Here is a 25,910-nt window from a genome sequence, read left to right as displayed (position 1 = left end):
CACTATGGCTCAATGTTACTGAAAGTCAAGATTTCGGTCTCTATGCCCAATCTGGAGATAGAACCTGATAAGATTGATTTGTGAGAATCTTAGTAATTTATGGTGGTTTTGGTTTATCGTCTGAAGCAGAAATATCAAAAGCTTCTGGTTTGGCAGTTTTGAACGCATGTAAACTGGCCAAATACGAGACAGAGGGTTTTGAGCTGAATGAGTTCAATATAGATTCCGTTGCTAATAGAGTAAGCGGGTTTGATTTAGTTATCCCAATGTTGCACGGCCAATTTGGCGAAGACGGCCGTATTCAAAAAATTCTCGAAGATATCGGAGTTCCGTTTGTTGGTTCGGGGTCTGTTTCGTCTCAACTTTGCTTTAATAAAGTATCTACTAAAAAGATCCTTGATGATAATAATATCCAAACACCCAAATGGGAAGTTATCAAAGAAGCCAGTGATTTAGAAGGCTGGAATTATCCATTAGTGCTTAAACCTATTGAAGGTGGTTCAAGCATCGGAGTGGCAATAGTTAAATCATCAGACGATTTAAGAAATATAGATTTTAGCCGCCCCATATTGGCGGAGGAATACATCGCCGGGCAGGAATTGACAGTGGGGATATTGGGCGATACAGCTTTGCCTGTGGTAGAGATCATTCCTCCAGAAAACAGATGGTTTGATTACGAAGTCAAATATAACAACGCTACTCAAGAGAATATCCCGCCAAAATACATCAGTACAGAAATACAAGAACAAGCACAGGCAATTGCATTACATATCCATAAACTTTGTGGATGTCGACACTTATCTCGCGTGGATATGATATTAAGAAGAAATCGGTTATTTATTTTGGAAATAAACACTTTACCGGGAATGACGCCCGAAAGCATTTATCCTAAAGCAGCTAAAGCTGTTGGTCTGGATATGCGCCAATTAATGGGAAAATTGGTACTATTGGCTACTGATTAAGGCTCCAGGTTGGCAGGGCGAGAACCATTATCGATGGTGATTTTTATTTCTTTGATGGTGGAAAATTGCGTGAGCGTCTTGAAAATTTGTTGGTAAATAGCTCTGACCCGTGCCGAGCCGCCCATCTGGAAATCAAATTGGCTATTGAAATCTACAGTGGCGACTCCGTTATCAATTCTGACATAATTTAGCACCGTACCGGCATTCATGGCTGTGGTCAACCCGGCAGATTTTTCAGTTTCGGTGGGCCCTTTCAATAATTCCTGTATAGCGGCTGTGGCTACTGCTACGGTTTTAACAATCGTGCGCTCCACTGCCACCTGCACAATATCGGTGGGTTCGCTTTTATTAAAGTAAACCAAAATTGTCCGGGTAACCGGGGTTGCTTGGGGGTGATAATATTGCCCCACCAGCCAATAACCACCCAAACCAACTGCCAGCCCCAATAAAAACCAAATAAGATATTTCATCATAATTTAATTATAACCCCCTCTACCCTCCCCCTTACCAAGGGGGAGTTGGTGGGGGTGTAGGTCGGCGGGAGATTTGACTTGGTATAAATCAATCGCCTGGGTTAAGTTATAATCTCCGATAGAGGTACGAACTAATTCCGACATATAGGCTCCCTTGTTCAATCTTTGCCCTAAATCATGGACGAGCGAACGAATATAGGTGCCAGAAGAAACTTTTACTTTGAATTTTAATATCGGGTATTGATAATCTAATAATTTAATCTCGGAAATAGTGACTGGCACAGCTTTTAATTCGACTGTTTTCCCCTGTCGAGCTAAGTCGTAAGCCTTTTGGCCTTTGATTTTTTTAGCGGAAAAGATGGGCGGCATCTGCTCCTGCGGCCCTATAAAACTCTGGAGTGCAGATTCTATTTCTGCTTGATTAAGTTCCACTATTTTGTCATTCCGGCCATCCATTCTGTCATCCCGGCCATCCATTCTGTCATCCCGAGCGCAGTCGAGGGATCTCGGCACTTGTGTCTCGAGATTCTTCGACTTCTCCGCCAGCTGGCGGATTCGCTCAGAATGACAAAAAGAGAACTTTTTAATCTCTCCTTCGGCGTCATAGGTGGTGCTGGTGGCACCCAGAGTTGCCTCGGCCAGATATTCTTTATCTAATTTAGAGAACTCGGAAATTCTCTTAGTAAATTCGCGGCCAATCGCCACGATCATCAAACCAGAAGCCAAGGGATCTAACGTGCCGGCATGACCGATAGTTTTTTCGCCGGTTACTTTGCGCAAATAACCCACTACATCATGCGAAGTGATGCCTTTAGGCTTGTTAATTAAATAGATACCGGGCATTAACGGAATCTGACCGGGATAATGAGTTGGGCGTCATTTTCAGGCAGCCCTGAGGGATTATCTCGGTTCAACACTAACTGGCCGGTGTCCCCTGCTGGGGTGGTAAAAGTTAATTCGGCAGTGAAAGGAACTAGATCGGTGGTCATCCAATCACCCTGCGCCGTAGCCACAACCTCGGCCAAACGCTTACTATTCTGATCTAATAATTGGATTGGGAAAGAAGCCTCAAAAAACCAGTTACCCCGCGCTCGCCCGGTAATTTTGAGAGGACTGCTGATTAAATCGTTCTCTTTGAGTTGATTAACACAAATGGTTTCAATCTTTTTCTCAGTATCACTATACAGACAAGTCATGGCCGGAGAGCCCAAGCGAAAACCAAATTTTCCCCACCAGATAATAGAAACGACTAGCACTGCAAGCACAACCCAACCCCAGTTTTTCATATATTTAAACCTATTTAATTATTATCACTATTATTATCGCTCAAAATAAGATCGGCAATTTTATCCGCCGCATCTTTTTGGGTAATCGATTTGATATTAAAAACTAAGCGCGGACCTAAATCGGAGTTAAGAATTTTAAATATCCTTTCTTGTAATGTGACCGGGGTGAGCTGATCTTGTTCCAATACCACCGCCGCTCCTTTGGCCGCCAAGTATTCGGCATTATGCAACTGATGATTGCTTGCCGACCCCGGCAATGGGATGAGAATAGCTGGACGAGCACTGGCAGCTATTTCGGCAATAGTGGTCGCTCCGGCTCGCGAAACAATCACCGCTGCCCGCCGCATTAAATAAGCTATTTGTTCATTAGGCAAACTCTCGAACAAATAATAATTCCGAAATCTTTCGATTTCTGCCCACTCTTTCAAATCAGCAAAATTATGCGCTCCGGCTAAGTGCAATACTTGATAATCTTGGATCAAATCCGGCAGGGCCGATTTTATCACTTGGTTAATAGCTTGAGCACCCTGTGACCCGCCAATAATCAAAATAAATGGTTTATGTTCAGAAAAAGGAATACCGGTATTGTTACTGATCTCCGGTTGGTAAAAAATATCGTTTACCGGTACGCCGGTATGCACCAGTTTTTTAGCTACCGCTTTAGTTACCCGATAAGCATCGAGCGGAAATGATACGCAGACTTTTTCCGCCAACGGCATCAACAAGCGATTAGCCAGGCCGATCCGGGAATCTGATTCATGGATAATCAATGGCCGCCGGAGAATCCAAGCCGCTAATCCAACCGGTACTCCAACATAGCCTCCCTTAATAAATATTTTATCCGGTCGAAAACGCAGAATTATTCCTAAGGCAGTTATGGTGCCAGCCAAAATGCGGAAACCGTCAATGAAGTTTTGCCAATCCCAATATCGCCGCAGCTTACCGGCCGGAATTCCCACAAATTTAAAACCAGCGGCCTCAATTATGTCGCGATGAGACAATTTACGGGAACCCACAAATAAAATCTCGTTATTGGGATTCTTTCTCAAGATAGCGTGCCCGACGGACAGTGCCGGCAACACGTGTCCAGAAGTGCCTCCACCCACTAAAAGGATCTTCATCATCTTTAGTATAAATCGTTTGTCTAGAGATATTTAATAATATACCAGAAGCGGCCAGAACAAAAACTAACGAGGATCCGCCTTGGCTGATAAATGGCAGCGGTACCCCTGTGAGCGGGATCAAACCGATGATGGCTCCGATATTAACGGCGGCTTGCCAGCCTATCCAAGTAGTAATGCCGATTGCGAGTAGTCGCCCGAAAGCATCCGGGGCCCTTTTGGCAGTCTGACACCCTCGCCAAATAAATATAGTTAAAGGGAGTAAAACTAACAATGAGATGCCGAGAAAGCCGAGTTCCTCGCCAATAATAGCAAAAATGGAGTCAGAAGATGTTTCCGGCAAAAAGTTGAATTTTTGGCGGGAACGACCGAAACCAAAGCCAGTGAGACCCCCCGACCCCAAAGCAATCAGGGCTTGATTGATATGGTAACCGGCTCCTAAAGGATCTGCTCCAGGATTAAAAAATGTCATTAAGCGGGCCATACGATAAGGCGCTGCTAAGGTTAATGCCCAAACTACAGCCGCTCCGCTCATAACTAATAAAGAAATGTGTTGCCAACTGCCCCCGGCAGTAAAATACATAGCTAAAGCGATCCCTGCAATGATCAAAGTGGTGCCCATATCCGGCTCGGCGATAATCAACCCGCAAATCAACAATAAGAGAGCGGCGAACGGCAAAAAAGTATAGTAAAAACTGGTAATTTTAGGCCCTTTGCGCTCAAACCAATAGGCTAAATAGAAAATAAGACCCATTTTCATTACTTCGGTTACCTGTAGAGTCAAATCACCCGCTCCCACCCAACGGCGCGAGCCTCCCGCAGTCACGCCTAAGCCCGGGATAAACACAACCACCAATAAAACTATTCCCAAAATCAACGCACTGGTGGCGATGGTGCGATAGTTATGGTAGTCCACGCGCTGCAGTACAAACCACAATCCTAAGCCCGCAGTAGCAAAGAGAGCCTGGCGAAAGAAATAGTAAGTATTACTCCCGGTGGCTTGGTAAGATTCCACCACGGAAGCCGAGGATACCATAATTAAGCCAAACAACACCAACACCAGCGTGGCTAAAATAAGATAAGGATCAGGTGAATGAAATCTACGCATTATTTACCGCTAATAATTTGCTCTACCAACTGTTTGAATTGAGCGCCGCGATCGTAAGCATCCCTAAACCAGCCGAAACTCGCACAGGCTGGTGATAATAACACCGTACCTTCTGGCGCAGCATATCGATATGCTTGTCGAACAGCAGATGGAAAATCTGCTGCCTTCATAAACGGAAATTTTACTTTGGCAGTTTTAAATGATTTTTCCAATACTGGAGCAGTAGCCCCGATTAAGACGACACCTTGAATATCTTTAGTTATTAGTAAGCGCACTAATTCCGTAAATTTTTCTTTTTTGGTTGACCCCCCTAAAATCAAACTGATCGGTCCCGTTAATGTCTGGATCGCTGCCATAGTGGCTACCGGAGTAGTGGCGAGAGAATCATCAATAAATTGCACTTTATGTTTATGTCCCACTAGCTCTAAACGATGTTCTAATCCTGAAAAAGTTTTAATTTGGCGCTGGATTCTGGCCAATGGCACCTCTAATAACAGGGCTACGGTTAAGGCCGCCAAAACATTGCCTAAATTGTGTTGCCCTAATAAAGGAACATTCTGGGCCTGAATAACTACCTGCCTGTGTCCTGTCCGCACATGCCGATAAATAATTTCTTCTCCAGCCAAATAGACACCCCGAGGCAATATTTTCCGGCTAGAATACTTTATTATTTTTCCTTTAGTAGTTTTGGCAACTACCGCGCTAATAGCTTCATCGGCACTAACAACCGTAAAGTCGTTTTTGTTTTGATAGCGGACTAAATTGAGTTTCGCTGCCATATATTTCTTAAAAGTTTTGTGGCGATCCAGATGCTCAGGCGCTATACCTAACAGCACAGCTACTTGCGGACTTTTAGTTAAATCTTCTAACTGAAAACTGGACAATTCCAGCACTATTACATCCTGTTTAGTTAATTTAGTAAGCAATTGTAAAGGTGGATAGCCAATATTGCCGCCAAAGTAAGCTTTGCCTTTGGTTTTGCCTTTTAATAAATGGTAAATCAGCGCAGCGGTGGTGCTTTTTCCTTTAGTTCCAGTCACGCCAATGATTTTGGCGGGACATAAATCAAAAAATAACTTAGTTAATGAACTAAGAGTAACTCCTTGACGCGCAGCTTGCTTGATAGCAGCTAAATCCAGCGGTACGCCCGGACTCCGGAAAACCAAATCAAAATCGGCTAATCCTTTAAGATAGCCTGTCCCTGTTCTGACCGCGCTGGCAAATTTTTGAATCTCACGATAAGCCGGATGCGTGGATAAAATTTCCGTATCATTCAAAACAACTGGCTTGACTTTTAACTTATGGAAAAAGCGGAGCAGGTCTAGCCCCTCTCTCCCAAAACCTAGGATAGCAATTTTGCCCGATTGGGTTTCAAAGCTCGTCATAGTTTAAGACGGTCCGCCCCCCACAATGCCAATAATTACACCCAGGAGCGCCGTGAATGCTCCAATAATCCAAAATCGCATAGTGACTTTAGTCTCTGGCCAACCCAGCGCTTCAAAATGATGATGCAGCGGAGCAATCAGGAAAAGTTTCTTGTGTCTAAACTTTCGATAACCTAATTGCAATAAGTCTGAGATGACCTCCACCATCGGCACAAAAGCAATTAGCGGCAAAACAGCAATCCCGACATTACTCTTGATTAGCATCGCCACTACCCCTAAAGTTGCCCCCATAGCCAGGGCGTACGTATCTCCTCCAAAGAAACGGGCCGGATAAATATTAAACCAGAGGTAAGCGCAGAGAGCTCCTGATACTGTAATACAAAAAACGGCTAAACTAATTTGATTTCCCAAAAATGCCAAAATACCAAAGGCAGTAAAAGCAATGATCAATAAACCGGCTGACAATCCGTCTAAACCATCCGTAATGTTTACTGCATTAGTGGTAGCTAAAATTACAAATATAAAAATCGGAATATACCACCAGCCGACCATAATATCGCCATAGGCTGGAATGTGCAGACTATTCATACCTAATTTAGTGTAAAACCACCAGGCACCAAAAGCAGCAATGGCTAGTAACCAGATCATCTTATGGCGAGCTCTGACACCCTTAACACCACCTATCCCACGAATATTAAACCAATCATCGACTGCTCCCAAAATTCCCACCGCTACCATAAAGAATAAGGGTAGATAAGTTTGATTGCGGGTCAGATTAAATACTACAGTAACAACGGCAATAGTCACCCATATTAACACCCCGGCCATAGTCGGAATATTCCGTTTATGTTTTTCGCCATGCAGTTTTTGAAAAACTGTGGCATAGCCACCGTACAAGGTTTCTTCTTTGGCCTGCTTCCAAAATTTATATTTATAGAGAATGTGGGTCCAGGCCGGAGTGAGAGCAAATGTAGTTAGAAAAGATAGCGCACCAATTACCAATATACGGATAAGGTTGCCGTGTTCAGTAACAATTTTAGTGAGATCGTTCATAGAACTCCTTTATTAGCGTAACAATTTGGTCCATACGGACAGCCTGTGAACCTTTGACTAGAACTATATTATTATCCTGCAAAACAGTCGGAATTGCACTTTCCGACCAGTTTCGCGCTTGCCCTAAAGGTAAGCCGGCTCGCACAGCCGCTTCTTTGATTAAATTGCCTCCTTCCCCTACTACCCAGAGTTGGTCCACCACTTTGGCCGCACATTCCCCGACGCTTTGGTGACCCTTGATATGGGCACTGCCTAATTCTTTCATATCTCCCAGAATAGCGATTTTACGCCGATTAACACCTAATCTAGCCAAACTTTTCAGAGCCGCCAGCATGGAGGCAGGATTGGCATTATAAGTATCGTCAATAACAATATTCCCGCCTAATTTAATAATTTCAAACCGCCGATCAGGCAACTGGTATTTACTTAGTCGATGCGCCATAGTTTCTAGCGGGACACGGAAATAATCACCTACCGCTAAAGCCATCAGAGCCGCATACACAAATTGATAACCATAAACCGGCAAACTAATTGGAGTCATGCCTTGTTTTGATTTATTAGACATGGCGTTAAACCGAATCCCCCCGCTGCTAAAACCGATATCGCTGGCCCACCAATCTGATTTTTCTTCAGCGCTGACCATAATCTTCTTGGCCGCTGTCTTGCGCGAGATTAATTTACTAAAATCATCGTCCTGGTTAAGAATGACGGTACCGCGAGAATCCACATGGGTAATCACCAGACTCTTTTCTTCCACTAGCTGAGCCTTGGAATAAAAGAATTCTAAATGGGCATCGCCAATATTAGTCAGAACGCCAACTTCCGGTTTAATAAAACTCATAAAATATTCTATATCGCCAGGCCGATCAGCGGCTAGCTCTAAAACTAATATTTTCGGATAGGCTACTCTCCGGATTGATAAATTGAGTGCATGCCAAGTTAAATACCACACATCCCGGATAGTCAGCTTGGTCTTAACACCAACCTGCGTACCGATAAAACCAGGACTAATAATAGTAGCGGTAACACCCAATTCGGTGTTTAAATTCCCGATCGTCCCAACTATATCCGGATTTTCCGAATGATTTTTTAAGACAGTTAAGATGGCTTCTCGGGTACTAGTTTTGCCAGTACTGCCTGTGATTGCCACAATGCGAGGATGATATTTACGCAGCACCAGTGCTGCCAAATACCGTAGCCACAATTTTAATAACTTTTTAGTCATATAATTTTATAATTACTTGTCAGGAGGAATTTGCCAATAATTAAATAAGAATTTAGCGATTTCGCCAAACAGAGGCGCCGCTGAGACCTCGGCAAACTTAGCATCTTTGGGCCGATCAATGCGAGTCAACATAACAAACTTAGGCTGATCGACCGGAGCAAAACCGACAAAGGTACCGATAGTCGCCCCTTCTTCGTAACCACCTGGCCCGGCGATTTGCGCCGTCCCCGTTTTACCAGCTACTCGATATCCGGCGACACCGGCTGCCTGACCGTGGCCCCGTTCTACTACACTCACCATCATTGCCCCGACTAGCTGAGCAGTTTGAGGCTTAATGACAGACCGAATCACTTGCGTATCAAAAGAGATCGCTCCGGTAGAATACATGATTTTATCCACCATATGCGGTTTTACTAATTGTCCTTGGTTAGCGATTACTCCAATAGCAGCTAGCATTTGTAAGGGAGTAACTGCAATAGCCTGACCAAAAGAAATAGTAGCCAAATCCATTTCTGCCCATTCTCTAAACGGCCGCATATGAGCGGCCACTTCTCCGGCTAACCCGGCTCCCGTCACAACATCAAAACCAAAATCTTTAAGATATTTATAGAAAAGTTGGCGTCCCAGTTTTTGCACTACAAATACCGCGCCGGTGTTTAAAGATTTTTCCAATACTTGAGTCATAGTCTGGACTCCGTGAGAAGCTAAATCAGAATTACGAATAATTTTATCGGCTACCTGCAATTCACCGGGGTCAAAATAAGTAGTGCTCGGGGCAACTAAACCGGCATCAATCCCGGCTGCCATCGTAATGGATTTAAAAACTGAACCCGGCTCGTATACCAATGACACACTCGGGTTAGTAAAATTAGCCAATTCGGCGTCACTATAAAAATTGGGGTTGAAATCAGGATAGGCAGCCATGGCTACGATCCGTCCGGTCGAGGGCTCCATAATAATCACTTCTCCTCCGGTAGCCTGGTGTTTGAGCGCTGTTTCTTGCAGTTTCTTTTCCACATAATATTGAATAGCCCGGTCAATCGTCAGCACCACATCTGCCCCGTCTTTCGGATCAGTTATTTTACGATCTCCCACGGTGATGTGGGCACCTAACGAGCTCTTTTCGACCTGAGCCAAACCGGCTTGGCCGCTGAGTTCTTTGTCAAAGTAGCCTTCAATGCCATACTGGCCCTTACCATCCTGGTTCACGAAGCCCAATACGTGTGACGCTAAACTATCTTCCGGATAATACCGATATTCTTCTGCGCGAAAATAAACGCCCTCCAAACCTAATTTTTGAATAGCCTCTTTTTCTTTTACTTCTACTCGCCGCTTCAAAGGCGATACGTAAACTTTATTGGATTGTAATATAGCTAAAAGATCACTTTCGGTGAAATCCGTTAAGTAGGGTAAGAGCTTGGCTACCACTAATTCAGGCTGGTGCACCTGGGTAGGTACCACATTAAGACTATATAAAGATACGTTGGTAGCTAAGGGATAATAATCGCCTAATTGTTGATCATAAACTAAAATTTTGCCCCGCTCGGCTGGTACATTTTCATTCACTACATGTTGTTCACGGGCCAATGCGAGAAAGGTATTGTGCTCAATTAACTGTCTTTGCAATAATTTCCCAACTATCAATACTAAAAAAATAGCAAAACCGATGGCTAATACATTTACCCGCCGCAACTGTAACGACTCGTTAGATACGTTATAAGCCATGAAACTATTATAACAAGCTATCCCACAGGTTTCGCCGATATAAAAAAAGCCCTTTTCGGACTAGTTGATAACCTTGTCAAATTAACTACTTTTGCGCGAGCGGACCAGAGGTATCTTCTAAGAAAGTGAGGGCGCTCATCTCAACCATCTTAGGCACATAGGTAGTTTGGTTATCGATAGTCTCATTTAGCGAATTGGTGGTGGTTTCCTCGGCAGCTGGTTTAGTCTTGCCGGTCGGCAAACCATTGTCGCCAATCTCAATCTGTTCCGTGGCCCCTTTCTCGATCACGGCCAGAGATTGCAACCGGGCCGCTTCGACGGCCAGTCTTTCGTTTTCAGCGACTAAACCTTTTTTGGTCATTTCTAGGGTGTTGATCTGAGCTCCTTTGGTCGATACCACATTGATAATCACAATATAAGAACCGGCCAGGACTACAAATAAAGCGATTGAGATAGAAGTGATAGAAAAAGCCCCCCAGCGGAATTTCTTAAAATTGCGTAATTGAATGATGTTTTTTGATCTTAGACCAGCTTGTTTTGGGGACCAATTTGCCATGGTTAACCTATTTTACTAATGACTCTTAATTTGGCGCTTCTCGCTCGGGGATTTTGTAATATCTCTGCTCGAGTCGGACTAATCGGCTTTTTAGTAATCAATTGTACCACTCCGGTTTTTGCCGCATCCCGAAAAATATTTTTAACGATCCGATCCTCTAAGGAATGGTAACTGATTACTGCCAGCCGGCCTCCGGGATTTAATAGCTGTATGGCTACCGGCAATGTCGTTCGGAGTAACCCCAGCTCATCGTTCACCGCTATCCGCAAAGCCTGAAAGGTTTGCGTAGCCGGATGAATCCGTCCATGTCGGCCGCCTTTAGCCTCTGCTACAATAGCCGCTAATTGCTCGGTAGTAGTAATCTTATGCCGATGCCGGGCAGAAAAAATTGCTTCGGCGATTCTTCGACTAGCTCGTTCTTCGCCGAACTCGTAAATCAGATTTGCCAATTTATCTTTCGGATATGAATTAACAATATCGGCGGCTGTGACTGGCGCATCTGGATCAAACCGCATATCTAAAGGTGCATCACGCAAAAAAGAAAAGCCTCGTGTGCCAGCTAACTCACGAGACGATAAACCCAAGTCAAATAATATTGCGTCAATTCCTCGGTATCCGGCAGTCTTAATGATCCCGCTAAGATTACCGAAACTGTCGTGGTTAATAACAAATTTAGCGTTTGATTTTTGATGAGATAAGTTTTCATAAGCTGCCTTGACGGCTTCCGGATCCTTGTCGATGCCAATAAGATATCCGCCGGGACTAACTTTAGTTAATAGTTGCTGGGCATGTCCGCCATCTCCGACGGTAGCGTCCACTACTAGTTCTCCCGGAACGAGATCTAGTAGCTCTACCACCTCCGTTGTCAGTACGGGAATATGAAGGGAATGATTATCCAATGGTTTAGTTAATATCTTTTCAATGGTAGGACCCCGCAGAGAGACAGGTTGGTTCCCTTGGGTGGAGGGAAAGTTTCACTTAGGAGGTGAAAATGTTGGCTAATTGTTGCAAATAATGACAAATTGTTGTCTCTCTGCAGCCTACCTCTGATTATTAAAATTAAATGAACAACTGTTCGGCCAGGGCTTCGCTTTCCTTTTCAGTAGCATCCTTGTATTCTTGCCAAACCTTTGCATCCCAAATTTCTAAGCGATTAAAAAGTCCGGCAACAATCACGTTGCGATCAATCTTGGCATAGTCGGTTAAGTACTTCGGCAAAATCATGCGGCCTTGCCGATCCAATTCTGCAGCAAAAGCCCCGGCCAACATCAACCGAGCAAAGGCCCGGGCATTCTTTTGTGATATCGGCATAGCGTTAAGCTTCTCGACTAGCTTTTCCCATTCATTGAGCGTGTAAAGGAACAAACAACCATCTAATCCTTTTGTCACTACTGCTCCACCGGTTAGTTCAGAGCGGAATTTGATCGGGACAGCCAGTCGGTTTTTCTCATCAATTGTGTGCGAATACTCACCAATAAACATTTATCCACTTTTAATTACCACTTATCCCCACCCTTCTCCACATCGCTATTATTATAATCCACTATTCTCCCTGCGCAAATTTACATATCCCCACTTTGCAGAAACACAGGCTGGTAGCTAAAAGTTTTCTCTGCCAAGCAATCATTTTCCCGTTTCTAGCATGGCGACTAGAAGCATTTTCATAAATAACAACAAGAGCGCCCTTCGGCGCTCTTAATTTATTTTGGATTTAGAGATTAGTTATTGGTGCTTATTGACCACTAAATCAAAATTAGCAATATGGTTAATAAAGCGATTGAATGAAATGGCCGAGCTTGCCGGAGAGCTATCCATTTTTTTGACGACGCAATCCATATCTTGATCGCATTGGCCAATTGCCTTCGCCATTTGTTTGATGTGGGTGTAAGCCAGAGCGGCTCCTTCGTAAGAGATTAGATCTTTATCGAGTTTTTGGACAAAGGAAGCATCCACAGGCTTAAAGCCAAATATTTCAGCATCTTTCAGCTCTTTGGCATAGATCTTCTCAATATCCGGAATAATAGCATCCGTTTCTGTGCCGTAAGGCACACTCCAATTAATGTCTTTAATGGCTTTCAGTGACGTGAGAGTTTCTGCCGGCAATGTAACGTTGACTACTGCACCCACATTTTGATTCTTTAGTTTTAACACTTGGGTATGCACATCAGCATCACCGAAGTTATAAGCCTCTGTCACTATCTTGTCTTTCTGATAGACCTCCTCTAACCCTTTTATGCAGATGTCCGTAGTTTCCCAGTTTAGTTTTAATAAGCCAATTTTATCAATCCCTTGGTCTCTGAATGTTTGAGCTAACTCATGACACCCTTTATGAAAATCTAGATATGACTTATAAACATAAGGTGATGTTTGCAAGGGCGATTCTGGTGCCGCATCATAAACAAACAAAATAGGTTTTTGTTCTTTTAGAAAAGAACTTATAGTGATGGCAGCTGGATTAAATTCAGCATAAATCGCATCAACCTGATCGGCATTAATTAATTTTTGAGCTGCAGTTAAGGCCTTGGCTGGATCCAGTTGATAATCCTCAAACACTAATTCGACCTTATATCCTTCTTCGGCTAATTCTGTTTTAGCTAGCTCTGCTCCCGCCCTGGTTGATTCGCCCCAATAACCTGCCTGGCCAGTTAAATCAGTCACGATCCCAATTTTAATTAGCTTATTTTCTGTTTTTGAATCATCTTTAGCGGAATCGAAGCTTAGCGCTAAAATTATTATCATAACTAGCACCACGACACCAGACCAAAGCCAATTGTTTTTATTCATTTTTATCTCCTTTTAATAACTAATTTTATATTCTGTTTCGCTCTTTTGAGCTCGTCAGACAGACAAGGGATGATAGTCTGTGACAGAAAGAGGGTTTTTAAGGAGGACCCCGCCTCCCTGGCCTCTTCTGGCCATACCTCACCTCCAAAAGTGCAAACCTTTCTCGCAATTGACTAAGTTAAAAATACGCGATATAATAAGAGTGGTGAATATCACCATGAGGTAGCGGTTATCACCTCTAAGGAATTTATACCTGATAAACACTTCGAAATACCTTCCAAAAAAGTCTTCTTTTTTTATCAATAAATGGCTCTAGGAGCTCATAAATGTATCTACAAGTTTTGACCGATTTAGGCCTAACCAAGAACGAAGCTCAAATCTATGAGACTTTAATTAAGGGAGGCGAGATGGCAGTAGGAGCCATCGCCGAGGAGTCAAAAATCCACCGCCGGAATGTCTACGACGCCATCAAACGCCTGATTGAGAAGGGATTGGTGTTTGAGATTTTAGGTAGTAAAGAAAACCATTATCAAGCCGTTGATCCCAACAAGCTTTCGGATATTTTAGGTGAAAAACAACAGGCTCTCCAAAAGGTAATTCCTGTACTGGAAAAACTCTATAAATCCGTCCCCCACCAAGACGAGGTGTTTATTTATAAAGGACTGGAAGGATGGAAAAATTATATGCGTGACATTCTGCGTCTAAAAGAAGATGTCTATACTTTAGGCGGTTCTGGTCAATTGGCCGATAAAAAAATCCGCGTCTTTTTGGAACAATTCGAAAGAGAAGCTAAAAAGAAAAACATTAAATTTTATACCCTGTTTGATCACACTGTAAAACATGGTAAAAGTGAGATGTTAAAAAATTGGCACAGTAAAGACTATAAATTTTTACCGAAAGAATTTTCTACCGATGCTAGTGTCGATATTTTCGGTGACCATGTAGTGATTGTGACTGTTGGCGAAGATGCTGCTATCGATGATAGCAGTTTAACTGTTATCGTGAACCCCAAAATTGCCGATGCTTTTCGCACCTGGCATAAATTAATGTGGTCCGTCAGCTCTAAATAACTAACCTAACTTGTTTTTCAGCCAATCCCCTAATTCGGCGATAGTCACTCGGTCCTGTTCCATACTATCGCGGTGGCGGATGGTGACAGTTTTATCGTTCAAGGAATCCGAGTCTACGGTGATACAAAACGGGGTGCCAATCTCGTCTTGGCGGCGGTAGCGCTTCCCTACGGTGCCGTCTTCGTCATACTCCACAAAGAAATCCGCTTTTAAGGTTTCATAAATTTCCTTGGCCATTTTCACTAATTCTGGATCTTTTTTAACTAACGGCAAAATCGCGGCTTTGATGGGAGCTAATTTAGGATGAAGCGAAAGCACTGTGCGCTTTTCACCCTTCACTTCTTCTTCTTTGTAAGCGTCCACCAAAAAAGCTAAAGTCGCTCGGTCGACCCCACCAGAAGTTTCTATAACATAAGGCACAAACTTTTCTTTAGCCTCATCGTTGAAATAATGCAAATCTTGCCCACTAAACTTCTCATGCTGAGACAAATCATAATCTCCTCTATTGTGGATGCCTTCCAGCTCCGACCAACCAAATGGAAATTCATATTCGACGTCAGTAGCGGCTTTGGCGTAATGAGCTAATTTATCTTCGGGATGATTTTCTAGCCGCAATTTATTCTTATTAATACCTAGTCCGATAAACCAATCGAATCTAGCTTGACGCCACTTTTCAAAATCAGCGTTCGCATTTTGGGGATAGGTAAAGTATTGCATTTCTTGTTGTTCAAACTCTAGGGTCCGAAAAGTAAAGTTACCTGGGGTAATTTCGTTGCGGAAAGATTTGCCGATTTGGGCGATGCCAAATGGCAATTTTACGCGAGTGGAATCTAATACATTTTTAAAATTAACAAAAATCCCCTGTGCGGTTTCCGGCCGGAGATATGTGACATTACTCGCAGTTTCAGTGGGACCGATATGGGTTTTGAACATCAAATTAAATTGTTTGGCCGGAGTTAATTCGGTGGACTTACAATTGGAACACTTATCTAATTCTTGCTCGGCTTTAAATCGGGCATGGCATTTTTTGCACTCCACCAGTGGATCAGTGAATTCGGTCAAGTGGCCGGAGGCCTCCCAGACTTTGGGATTCATTAATATAGCGCTATCCAGTCCAACAATATCCGAGCGCTTTTGCACCATATCTTCCCACCAGATTTTTTTGACATTGTTTTTCAACAACACTCCATAGGGACCATAATCCCAGGTATTGGCAAATCCGCCGTAGATTTCCGAGCTCGGGTAAATCAACCCGCGGCGTTTGCACAGCGCCACAATATCTTTCATTAAATCTTGGTTTGCCATATTAATAATTTAGTAATAAATTATTGTTCGAGGCTGTTGCCGAGAACTATTTTAGTTCTCACTATGTTCGAACAGTAATTATTCCGAGAGGACAGTTAATTTCAGTTCGCCTTGGATTTCGGGAGAAAATACTACTCTCGCAATATGCTCGCCAAGGCTTTTAACTGGTTTATCTAAAATTATACAAGCTGGATCAATCTTGATTTTGACCTGCTCGGCCAGAGCTAAAGCAATCTGATCTGCTCCCACTCCGGCAAACAACTTACCCAATTTAGAAGCTTTGCGTTTAAACACAGGGTGAATATCAGGAAGAGATTGGACAATCTCGGCCCATTTCTTGTGTAAAGATTCGAATTCTCTTTGCTGCTTCTCTTGCTGTTTCTTTAGTTGGTCGATTTTTTCTGGAGTCGCCATCTCAGCCAAACCCCGAAGCATCAAAAAATTTCTAGCATAACCATCGGCCACTTCCTTGACTTCGCCGCTATGCCCCAACCCCGCTACTTCCTTTGTAAGAATAACTTTCATTTATTTAATTAGTTTCTTTAATATTTCGAGGGCTTTATCTAGCTGGGTGTCCTGATCGCTCTCCTGGTCCGCCTCTATTAATATATCAGGCTTAATACCTGCTTGGCTAATAGACCGCCCCCTGGGGGTATACCAGTGCGCTATAGTGATGCGGAGGGTAGACCCATCTGGCATCTCCTCAATTTCCTGGACACTACCCTTGCCATAGGTGGGTTCTCCCACTACAGTGGCCCTTCCACTGTCCTGTAGGGCCCCGGCCACAATCTCGGCTGCCGAAGCACTGCCTTCATTAACCAACACTACTACCGGCAGTTTGATTAGCTTTCCGGCTCCGTCCGCATAAAAGGGAGTGACTTTGCCATCCTTGAACCGCTCTTCCACGATCATCCCATCAGGAATAAATTCATTAGCGATTTTCACTCCCACATCCAAAAATCCGCCGGGATTATTACGCAGATCTAAAACTATGCCTTTCACGCCTGATTTAATCATTTCCCCAATCAGTTTAGAGAAAAGCTTTTCAGTATCATTGCTGAATTTGGCGATTCCAACAACCGCCAACCCATCTGCGGAAGATAATAGTTTAACACTGGGAATTTTTACGATATCCCTAGTGATAGTTATTTCTAGCAGCTGATCTTCATCGGCCCGTTGGATTGCCAAAACCACTTTAGTACCCTTTAAGCCTTGGATTAATCTAACTGCCTCATCTAAAGTCAGTCCCATCGTACTGGTGCCGTCGATAGCTATAATCTGGTCTTTGGGTTTAATCCCCGCCTTGGCGGCCGGGGAATCATCTATAGGAGTAACCACAGTAAGGATGTCGTCCACATAGTCCATCTCTATACCGACGCCTTCATAAATGCCATTTAGACTAGTAAAAAAATCTTTGCTTTCGGCCGGCGTGCTAAAAGAAGTATAGTGGTCGCCCAAAGAATCCACCGCCCCCTTAATACTGCCGTATAACAAATCAGGATAATCGATATCGCCATAATATTTATCTTTCAATAAGTTCACCACATCTTCATATAAAGAAAAGCTGGGCGTAGTTTTTTTGTACCCGCTAATTTCCTGTTGCCAAGTCGCCCCCAGGTTTTGCATATTGATTCTCTGATGGTAGCCCTTGGTTACTCCCGCCCAATATCCCATCACAAAAACTAATGCAATTCCAATTACATAGAAAGTTTTGCGGGATGATAAATAATTCGGTAGGCGCATTTTAATCGATTAGATAGGCCAGTGGATTACGCGGTTGATCTTTGTACCAAACCTCCAAGTGTAAGTGAGGCCCTGTGGTCAACCAACCCGCCCCTGGCGTGCCAGGCGTACCGCCAGTATACCCAATTGTCTGCCCCCTGACTACATTAGCGCCAATACTAACCGCAAACCCCGACAAATGCATATAAACCGTGGCTAGGCCGTTAGTATGGTTGATTACCATATAACTTAAACCGCGAGCTCCTCCATTTTTAATGGTAGCTACCGTGCCGTCAGCTGGAGCTTTAATCGGCGTTCCCTGCGGGCAAGCAATATCTATCGCATTATGGGGCAAGCCAAAGGTTCGGGCATAGTCAGCATCTCGAAACGTCGCCGTAATTCTTCTGTAAGGAATTGGCCAAACCAGCTGCAGTTCTCCCACCGGAGCTGTCTTGGGCAATTGGCGTAGCAAGGCGGCAATATCGTTATTGATAGCGGTTTCTTCTGCTCGGGCCTCAGTTAATTTGCTTTGATATTCCGATTCGCTCAGCTTGAGATCTTTCATAATCTGCTCTTTAGCATTAGCCTGAATACCCAAGCTGTTTTCTTCTATTACCCGTTTTTGCCTAATTTCCAGTAATCGAACATTTTTATCTTCTAACAAGCCTTTTTTAGTAGCTAAATTTTGTTTAATGCCTTCTAAGGCTTGGAGATTGTTAGTAATCTTATTTTGCAAAGTGTCGACATATTCTACTTGGGTTAAAAACCCTGCTAAACTGTCTGAGCTCAACAAAATTTCGATCACGCTATCCTGGCTCTGCATATAAGAAGCTCGGATGGCTTCTTTAAGATCTAGCCGCCGCGCCAAAGCCTGTTCCTCTAAATCAACCAATTCATGATTGATCGCAGTTTTCTCTAGACCGATGGTAACCACTTCGGTATCAATCTCTGCCAAAGCTAGTCGCGCCGCTTCAATTTGTTGGTCCAGCAGTTTTATCTGGTTATTCAGAGTCAGCTTTTGTTTACGAATTTTAGCCAAGACATCTTCTTGTTCGGTGATTTTTTTCTGCAGATTTTTTAATTCTTGCTGTTTGTCCGATAACAAATCAGCCTGCGCCGGAAAAGCCTGGCTAACCAGAAATATGATCAAAAATGTTAATATTTTATGATTTAGTTTAGACATAACCTTTTCTTTGAAGCTCAAAAGCTAGCTTATATTTACTCCCCTCTTTTTGCATTAAACTCTCGTGACTACCTTCTTCAATAATCTTACCTTGGTCTAAAACAATAATGCGCTGAGCATTTCGCACGGTCGAAAATCGATGAGAGATGATTATCACTGTTTTTCCTTTAGTAAACTCAAATAGTCGCTCAAATATCTCAAACTCCGCCCTGGGATCAATCGCCGAAGTTGGTTCGTCTAATATCAGCGAAGGGGCGTTCTTAAAAAAAGCTCGGGCTAAAGCAATGCGTTGCCATTGGCCGACCGATGGGCGAGTGCCTTCTTTAAATGCCCGGCTTAAAATTTGTTTATATCCATGCGGATATTGCTCAATGAAACTATGGGCGCCGGAAGCCTTGGCCGCAGCAATGACCGCGTCCATCGACCGTTTTGGTTTATGAATATCGCCCATTTCGATATTGGTTTTTGCATCGAAATGATAATGATTAAATTCCTGGAATAATACGCCGACTAATTTATACCAACTGTCTAGGTCTAGCTTGGTGATATCGTGGCCATTTATCAGGATCTGTCCCGCATCAACGTCATAAAACCTCAGTAATAACTTGATGAGAGTAGTTTTTCCTGCTCCATTCTCACCAACTATAGCCAGATGTTCCCCGGGCTGGATAGTTAAATTAAAGTTTTTCAGCACTGACACCTGACTAGAAGGATATTTAAAAGAGATGTTCTTAAACTCGATCAGGGGCGCAGAAATCGTTGACGGCAGTTTAATTTTACCGGGAATGATCTTGGGTTGCAGTTGAAGGAAATTGTAAACATCTACCATATATAAACCATCCTCGTAAATTATAGAGGATGCCTGGAAAAATCCCGCTAAAGCGCTTTGTGTCTGACGAATAGCGGATAGATAGAAACTAAATTTACCAACTGAAATAACTCCGCGCAAAACATTATTAACCAAAAATAATAATGCGGCTGCGAAAGACCCACCCGATAAAAGTTCCAGCATAGATCCCAACCAAATCCGCTTATTTTCTACGCGTAATTGAGCCTGTTGAAAAACATGTAGTAAGCGGGTAACTCGCTTGATTAAAAATTCACGAATCCGGTATACCCGAGTTTCTTGCACTAAAGGAATTGTATTAATATACATTCTAGAATTACTATAATCGCGACGCACTTCCCCTTTGGCTGCCCAAATACTCCACTTTTGACGACCACAGACAATACCATTAATAAATTGCGGGAGAGTGGCCAATATCATCAGACCAACCAAAATAGGAGAAAATACGATTACTACTCCGATTGAAGAGATGATCTGGACTGAATAGCGCATTAGGTTGTGCAGATTGTTGATGAATCTAACGGGAGCGCCACCGTAATTTTCCTTTACCTTTTGAATCAAATTGTTGGTTTCGGGATCTTCATAGTATTCGTCATCCAGATAAGCGAACTTAGTATTGACGTCCTGTTCCAGCATTAAAGAAAACTTATAGAAAACATTGATATTAAAATAATTATTAATCTGGCCGATTAAGCTGCTAAATATAAACAATCCAGCTACTATGATAGTCAAATTCCAACTAAATAAAACGTCAGGAGTTTGATAAGCAGTGATCAATTCATCTACTAGTCGGCCGGTATACCAGGCTGTAATTATTGGTAGCACTGATACGATCAGCGCACATAGAAGGTAGCCAGCAGCATACCAAGGGCTGGCTCGCCAATAGCGGCGGATGGTTATACGAGCAGCCCGACTAATAGCCGAGAAATCCCGCCAATAGTTACTCTTTTTATTAGCATCACTAATGTTGTTTTTTGCAGTTGTTGGCATTACTAAACTCTTAAATATCTTTTAGTAGATAAATAGCTGCTGATGGAGCCGACCAACACTCCGAAAAACAACTGGAAAATAAATAATTTCGCCGCAAACGCGTATGTAAACAGATTGGTGGTGCCCGTCAAAGTCTGCAACGACCAATACTGACTACCGAGAGCTAAGGATACCCCCTGATAAACCCCCAGAGTCAGGAGAAAAGCTAACACAGCCCCGATAATGCCATAGAGCACCCCCTCTAAAATCAGCGGCCAGCGAATATACCAATCAGTTGCCCCGACTAGCTTCATGATTTCGATTTCTTCCTTGCGTGTGAAAATTGTGATTCTGATAGTGTTAAAAATGATCAGCAGAGCAATAATCATCAAAATAAAACTGATACCCAAATCCCCCCAGGCCAACAAGAGGTTGATCTTTCGCAATTTACTAATGAGCGCTTTATTTTTTTCTAAGCTCGTCTTAGAAATAATGCTATTTTGATCCTGTGCCTTGATCTGACTCTCGATCGTTTCTAATTTAGCCGGATCAGTAGTTTTGATTTCCAAACTCGCCGGGAAGAAATCCGGATCATTCCCGATGGCATCCAGTAATTGTTTATTGCTTTGGTTACTAGCGGTATAGCTGGCGAGAGCCTGTTCACGAGAAATAAATTTAACTTCTTTGATATCGGAAATATTTTTAATTTTTTCCTGAAAACTTAATATGTCCGCCTCTGGTACATAATCTTTAAAGAAGATAGCGACATCAATCCGTTCATTGATCGATTGGATGGCTTTATTTACGCCCAGATTGATAGTCAGAAACATCCCGACTAATAACAAAACCTGCATCATGATAAAGATCGCCACCAAGCTTAACCAGCCGTTGCGCCAAAAACCATGCCAAGCCGTTCTAATAATGCGCAAAAATATTTGCATATTTAATTTAATTTATATTTACCGTGTCGCTTGTCGCTAATTAACTTACCATTCTTGAGTGAGATCACCCGCTTTCCGATAGCATCCACAATATCTCGGTTATGAGTGGCCAGAATAACTGTTGTACCTAACCGATTAATCTTTAGCAACAATTGAGCAATTTCCCAGGCATTTTGCGGGTCTAGATTCCCCGTCGGTTCGTCGGCAATCAACAATCGCGGATGTAAGACGAGGGCTCGGGCAATGGCTACGCGCTGTGCTTCACCGCCAGAAAGTTCATTAGGAAAACTCTTGGCTTTATTTTTCAACCCGACCAATTCGAGGATCTTCATGGTTTCTGTTTTGATGGCATCATCAGTCGCCCCGGTGACTTCTAACGCAAAAGCCACATTTTCAAAAACAGTTTTGTTCTGTAATAGTTTAAAGTCTTGGTAAACTACTCCAATTTGGCGCCGATAATACGGAATGTAGGATTTTTTTAACAAATGGATGTCCTTACCATCGATAGTAATTTGACCAAATGTAGGATAATCTTCACAAGTCAGCAAGCGAATGACCGTGGACTTACCTGCCCCGGAAGGACCGACTAAGCTCACAAATTCTCGAGGCAGAATAGTAAAACTCGCCCCATCGAGAGCTCGGACTGTCCCGTAATGTTTGGTTACTCGATTAAATTGAATCATTACTTATTTATTATAAGACTACTTGAGCTTATCTTTGAGATTTAGGATGACACTGTTAATAATTTCATCCAAATTTCCCTCTTCGAGTACTTCTTTCACTTGGGTAGTCACAAAATCGCTGCGATGATCTTTAATTTGATGATAAGGGTGCAAAACGTAAGAGCGGATCTGATGACCAAAATCTCCCGACTCTCCTGCTCCTTTGAGTTGACGCTCTTCATTATCCCGTTTTTGTTGTTCCAGGAGATAAACTCGATGTTTCAGAATGCGCATGGCAATCTCTTTATTTTGCGTTTGCGAACGCTCGCTTTGAGATGATACAGAAATTTTGGTCGGCAAATGCGTAATCCGCACCGCCGAATCAGTCGTATTTACCGATTGGCCACCCTTACCGGAAGAATGGAACACATCCACGCGCAAATCCTTTTCAGGGATATCCAATTCTGCTATTTCGCCCAAATCAGGAATCACTTCTATCAGCGCAAACGAAGTCTGGCGTAAATTCTGAGCATTATAGGGTGATAATCTAATCAAGCGGTGCACCCCTTTTTCCGCTTTCAATAGGCCGTAAGCCAGATCGCCCTCTACTTTCACTGTAGCACTCTTTATCCCCGCCTCTCCTCCGACAGTTTTATCAATAATAGTAGTTTTCCAGCCTCGGCGGACAGTATACTTTAAATACATATTCAGCAGCATCTCTGTCCAATCGGCCGCGTCCACTCCCCCGGTTCCGCTATGAAGAAACAGGTAGGCATCTTTCCGGTCATACTGCTGATTTAGCACTGTTTCTATCTCTAAGCTGTCTAACCGTTTTTGTAATTTCTCCAATAAGATCACCGCCGTTTCATCGGTGCTGGCAAAATCCTCGTCTTTCATAATGGCCGACAGCGTTTCTAGTTGGCTATCCAGATCACTCACTTCATCGGTCAATTTCTTATTTTTTTCGAATTCAATAGTAAGCTGTTTGGCTTTGACTTGATCTTGCCAAAAAGCTGCATCACTCATTAAATCTTCTATTTGTTTATTCCGCGCTATTAGACCAGCCGGGTCAAAGATACCTCCGCAGCCTATCCAATTGATCAACGGCTTCTTCTACTGATAGTTTTAGTTCCTTCATGAATAATAATACTAACCGTATAAGATAGTTCTCGCTTGAGCTCGAACAATATATCCTTCGAACTTCAGTGAGAAGTTAACATATATACATTCTATCAAGAAAACCTCTCCGAAGAGAGGCTTTCTTGTAAATTGCGCTAGCCCTCCATAGCTCGAAGAGCGACGGACGGGTTAACTACTATATATTTTAGTTTAGAACATCAGATGAAATAACCATTTTCGCGTGACAACTGTGGCAATCAGCGACATCAAGCCAGCTAATCCCCAGCTCAAAGCACCTGTATTAGTCAAGGGGACATCATTATAAATGGCGCCGGTACCAGCTACATAAATATCATTAGCATAGACCCAGAAACTAGTGATTTCTGAAGCCCAGATGTTGGCCTTGGCCCGCAATACTGTATTGCTGGGTACGTTAGCATTCACTTTCACCCGAATAGTTACGGTTTTAACGGTGCCGCTGTACATAGTTCCGGCATTCCAAGTAATTGTACGATTGTAACTGGTGGGAGTCCCGTCAGCGGAAGTAGCGGAAATCAAAGTAGTGTAGGTAGGCAATTCAAAGGTAGCGTTAACATTGGTTAAAGTATTTCCGGAATTATTGTTTAAGCGCAAGACATAACTGATTAGGTCACCCTCGTAAGTGGTACCACCATTTTCATCCGTACCAGAAAGAGTAGCGGTCAGACCGTAATTAGTTTGCTGCGAAGACGAAATGATCACATCCGCGTAATCATTGCGTTCAATACCATTATGATAGGCTCGCACCCGCACGGCATCATTATAGGTACCTATACTTGCGTTACTATTAGCCACAAAGTAGCCGCTTTGATTTAATGTGCCAATGCTATTCATTAAATCCCAGGTATAGGTGGCAGATACGGCATGGCCATTGTAATCGTAGGCCTGCGCATCAAAATCGATAGCTGAACCAGGATTAAGATAAGCCGAGGAAGGCGTAATCCGGACATAACTAATGTCTTCGTTGTCGTAATTGCCATTTTCAGAAACATAGACAGTAGCTAAAGCATAGCGATCTATCCCACCTTGACTAGCCCGGACCTGGACAGTGGCTGTACCAGTCGAACCATCGGCACTAAATAAACCATTTTGATTAATCGAGCCGGGGCCAGAAATAACCGACCAATAATAAGTGACGCCACTGGAAATCAGTGTGTTGTTGTTGTCGTAAGCCTGCGCATTAAAATCAGTTTGCTGATTAATCAGAATATTCGCATAACTGGGAGTTAGCTCCACCCGATCTAAGACTGATTGATTAATTACCTGGTTGACTACTACCACTGTAGCGTAAGCAGATTTACTCACAGAAGATGAACTGGCGCCGCTTGGTCTCGCCGTAACCCGAACAGTATTCTGGTAAGTTCCAGTTTGGGAACCGGCTGTAAACCAACCAGTTTGATTGATTGTTCCCCCGCCATTAACTACTGCCCAGCTGAAATTGGCGTTAAATACTTGGCCGAATTGATCGTAAGCCGTAGCAGTAAACTGCTGGGAATGGCCAGTTTGTAAAGTTGTATAAGTAGGATTGATGACGACTGAGTTTAAGACCGGATTTTGATTGATGTTTGATTGAGTTACTGTCACTGAAGCATAAGTAGATTTGCTCACGCTATTACGAGTCGCGGTAACTTTTACCACATTATTATAAGTACCGAGATGATTGTCGGCGGTAAATAAACCAGTTTGGGTAATCCCACCCGCTTGGCTGTTAGTTACATTCCACTGGAAAGTGACACCGCTATTGATGACGGAACCGTTTTGATCATAAGCCGTGGCCGTGAATTGTCTTTGATGACCAACTTCCAAAGTGGCAGTAGTCGGACTGATTGCTACTGAAGTTAAAACGTTGGGCTGAACAACCGTATTAATATTTACAGTAACGGTATCTAGTAACGCCTTACCAGCAAAGTCACCGAGTAATCTCAAAGCTCCGGAATAGAGACCAGCCTTGGGACCACTAGTAAAGAGACCGGTTTGAGTAACATTACCGACTTGAGAAGTAGAATACTTCCCATCAATACTCCAGAGGAAACTGGTCTTGTTGGTAATGTCTTGGTTGTTCTGGTCATAAGAGCGGGCTGTAAACTGCTTGGTCTTGCCAGGCTCAATGCCGAAGCTAGAAATAGCCAAGCCATTGGCATCGACAATTTCGACCCGAGTTAAGATTTGGTTAGTTATAGGAGGTGTAATGGTGCCGGTGTTAACCGTAACACTAACAGTATCTAAATCAGACTTGTTATCGAAGGTTCCGAGTAATCTCAAAGCTCCGGAATAGAGACCAGCCTTGGGACCACTAGTAAAGAGACCGGTTTGAGTAACATTACCGACTTGAGAAGTAGAATACTTCCCATCAATACTCCAGAGGAAACTGGTCT

24 protein-coding genes are annotated in these 25,910 nt (G+C 43.2%); 2 read left to right on the top strand and 22 right to left on the bottom strand.

Translation table 11 applies throughout. The features are described from left to right. Nucleotides 1–80: 80 nt before the first annotated feature. Nucleotides 81–962 (top strand): D-alanine--D-alanine ligase, encoded by an 882-nt coding sequence (locus WC805_00300; GenBank protein MFA5966946.1) that lies wholly within the window; start codon nucleotides 81–83, stop codon nucleotides 960–962. On the opposite strand, the gene WC805_00295 is transcribed toward WC805_00300, so the two are convergent. The 13 genes from WC805_00295 to WC805_00235 all read right to left on the bottom strand — a co-directional run bounded on the left by WC805_00295 (nucleotide 959) and on the right by WC805_00235 (nucleotide 13,678). Further along, a complete protein-coding gene (locus tag WC805_00295) occupies nucleotides 959–1,435 on the bottom strand; it encodes a GerMN domain-containing protein (protein MFA5966945.1) in 477 nt (158 codons plus the stop codon). The genes WC805_00300 and WC805_00295 overlap by 4 nt on opposite strands. A 3-nt stretch (nucleotides 1,436–1,438) precedes the next feature. Next, the gene (locus tag WC805_00290) at nucleotides 1,439–2,278 is read right to left on the bottom strand and encodes a tRNA pseudouridine(55) synthase TruB (GenBank protein ID MFA5966944.1); all 840 of its coding nucleotides are present in this window, start codon (nucleotides 2,276–2,278) and stop codon (nucleotides 1,439–1,441) included. After that, nucleotides 2,278–2,721, bottom strand: coding sequence for a Gmad2 immunoglobulin-like domain-containing protein (locus WC805_00285; GenBank protein MFA5966943.1), 444 nt, complete (start codon nucleotides 2,719–2,721; stop codon nucleotides 2,278–2,280). Before WC805_00285 ends, WC805_00290 begins: the two co-directional genes overlap by 1 nt. Nucleotides 2,722–2,735: 14 nt before the next feature. Then, nucleotides 2,736–3,845 carry an undecaprenyldiphospho-muramoylpentapeptide beta-N-acetylglucosaminyltransferase gene (murG, locus tag WC805_00280; GenBank protein ID MFA5966942.1) on the bottom strand — a complete coding sequence of 370 codons (1,110 nt, stop codon included), beginning with the start codon at nucleotides 3,843–3,845 and terminating at the stop codon, nucleotides 2,736–2,738. Further along, on the bottom strand, nucleotides 3,751–4,950 hold the full coding sequence (gene ftsW, locus WC805_00275) for a putative lipid II flippase FtsW (GenBank protein ID MFA5966941.1): 1,200 nt from the start codon (nucleotides 4,948–4,950) through the stop codon (nucleotides 3,751–3,753). Before ftsW ends, murG begins: the two co-directional genes overlap by 95 nt. Beyond that, a complete protein-coding gene (murD, locus tag WC805_00270) occupies nucleotides 4,950–6,335 on the bottom strand; it encodes a UDP-N-acetylmuramoyl-L-alanine--D-glutamate ligase (protein ID MFA5966940.1) in 1,386 nt (461 codons plus the stop codon). Before murD ends, ftsW begins: the two co-directional genes overlap by 1 nt. A gap of 3 nt (nucleotides 6,336–6,338) precedes the next feature. Then, nucleotides 6,339–7,388, bottom strand: coding sequence for a phospho-N-acetylmuramoyl-pentapeptide-transferase (gene mraY, locus WC805_00265; protein MFA5966939.1), 1,050 nt, complete (start codon nucleotides 7,386–7,388; stop codon nucleotides 6,339–6,341). After that, complete coding sequence (locus tag WC805_00260; GenBank protein ID MFA5966938.1) at nucleotides 7,372–8,613, bottom strand: Mur ligase family protein; 1,242 nt, start codon at nucleotides 8,611–8,613, stop codon at nucleotides 7,372–7,374. Before WC805_00260 ends, mraY begins: the two co-directional genes overlap by 17 nt. 12 nt (nucleotides 8,614–8,625) lie before the next feature. Then, the gene (locus tag WC805_00255; GenBank protein ID MFA5966937.1) at nucleotides 8,626–10,338 is read right to left on the bottom strand and encodes a penicillin-binding protein 2; all 1,713 of its coding nucleotides are present in this window, start codon (nucleotides 10,336–10,338) and stop codon (nucleotides 8,626–8,628) included. Nucleotides 10,339–10,423: 85 nt separating this feature from the next. Then, the gene (locus WC805_00250) at nucleotides 10,424–10,894 is read right to left on the bottom strand and encodes a hypothetical protein (protein ID MFA5966936.1); all 471 of its coding nucleotides are present in this window, start codon (nucleotides 10,892–10,894) and stop codon (nucleotides 10,424–10,426) included. 2 nt (nucleotides 10,895–10,896) lie between these two features. Next, nucleotides 10,897–11,793, bottom strand: a complete 897-nt coding sequence (rsmH, locus tag WC805_00245; protein ID MFA5966935.1) for a 16S rRNA (cytosine(1402)-N(4))-methyltransferase RsmH — start codon at nucleotides 11,791–11,793, stop codon at nucleotides 10,897–10,899. Nucleotides 11,794–11,953: 160 nt separating this feature from the next. Further along, a complete protein-coding gene (gene mraZ / locus WC805_00240) occupies nucleotides 11,954–12,376 on the bottom strand; it encodes a division/cell wall cluster transcriptional repressor MraZ (GenBank protein ID MFA5966934.1) in 423 nt (140 codons plus the stop codon). Nucleotides 12,377–12,616: 240 nt separating this feature from the next. Then, the gene (locus WC805_00235; protein ID MFA5966933.1) at nucleotides 12,617–13,678 is read right to left on the bottom strand and encodes an ABC transporter substrate-binding protein; all 1,062 of its coding nucleotides are present in this window, start codon (nucleotides 13,676–13,678) and stop codon (nucleotides 12,617–12,619) included. A gap of 326 nt (nucleotides 13,679–14,004) precedes the next feature. Between WC805_00235 and WC805_00230 the strand changes: the two genes are divergently transcribed. Then, on the top strand, nucleotides 14,005–14,748 hold the full coding sequence (locus tag WC805_00230; GenBank protein MFA5966932.1) for a helix-turn-helix domain-containing protein: 744 nt from the start codon (nucleotides 14,005–14,007) through the stop codon (nucleotides 14,746–14,748). On the opposite strand, the gene WC805_00225 is transcribed toward WC805_00230, so the two are convergent. The 9 genes from WC805_00225 to WC805_00185 all read right to left on the bottom strand — a co-directional run. Next, entirely contained in the window at nucleotides 14,749–16,053 is a 1,305-nt protein-coding gene (locus WC805_00225; protein MFA5966931.1) for a glycine--tRNA ligase, read from the bottom strand. It lies immediately after the preceding gene. Nucleotides 16,054–16,131: 78 nt separating this feature from the next. Continuing rightward, on the bottom strand, nucleotides 16,132–16,578 hold the full coding sequence (rplI, locus tag WC805_00220) for a 50S ribosomal protein L9 (GenBank protein MFA5966930.1): 447 nt from the start codon (nucleotides 16,576–16,578) through the stop codon (nucleotides 16,132–16,134). Further along, nucleotides 16,579–17,796, bottom strand: coding sequence for a S41 family peptidase (locus tag WC805_00215; GenBank protein ID MFA5966929.1), 1,218 nt, complete (start codon nucleotides 17,794–17,796; stop codon nucleotides 16,579–16,581). It lies immediately after the preceding gene. A 1-nt stretch (nucleotide 17,797) separates the two neighbouring features. Beyond that, entirely contained in the window at nucleotides 17,798–18,958 is a 1,161-nt protein-coding gene (locus tag WC805_00210; GenBank protein MFA5966928.1) for a peptidoglycan DD-metalloendopeptidase family protein, read from the bottom strand. Beyond that, entirely contained in the window at nucleotides 18,951–20,795 is a 1,845-nt protein-coding gene (locus tag WC805_00205; protein MFA5966927.1) for an ABC transporter ATP-binding protein, read from the bottom strand. Before WC805_00205 ends, WC805_00210 begins: the two co-directional genes overlap by 8 nt. 2 nt (nucleotides 20,796–20,797) lie before the next feature. Continuing rightward, entirely contained in the window at nucleotides 20,798–21,715 is a 918-nt protein-coding gene (locus WC805_00200) for a permease-like cell division protein FtsX (GenBank protein ID MFA5966926.1), read from the bottom strand. A 2-nt stretch (nucleotides 21,716–21,717) separates the two neighbouring features. Further along, nucleotides 21,718–22,398, bottom strand: coding sequence for a cell division ATP-binding protein FtsE (gene ftsE / locus WC805_00195; protein ID MFA5966925.1), 681 nt, complete (start codon nucleotides 22,396–22,398; stop codon nucleotides 21,718–21,720). An 18-nt stretch (nucleotides 22,399–22,416) separates the two neighbouring features. Next, nucleotides 22,417–23,481, bottom strand: coding sequence for a peptide chain release factor 2 (prfB, locus tag WC805_00190; protein ID MFA5966924.1), 1,065 nt, complete (start codon nucleotides 23,479–23,481; stop codon nucleotides 22,417–22,419). A gap of 225 nt (nucleotides 23,482–23,706) precedes the next feature. Then, on the bottom strand, nucleotides 23,707–25,910 hold a 2,204-nt coding region (locus WC805_00185; GenBank protein ID MFA5966923.1), incomplete at its 5' end, for an Ig-like domain-containing protein.

The sequence above is a fragment of the Patescibacteria group bacterium genome (assembly GCA_041659905.1).
Classification (GTDB): Bacteria; Patescibacteriota; Kazan-3B-28; order Kazan-3B-28; family UBA10110; genus UBA10110.
This window is presented reverse-complemented; position numbering and strand designations above follow the sequence as displayed.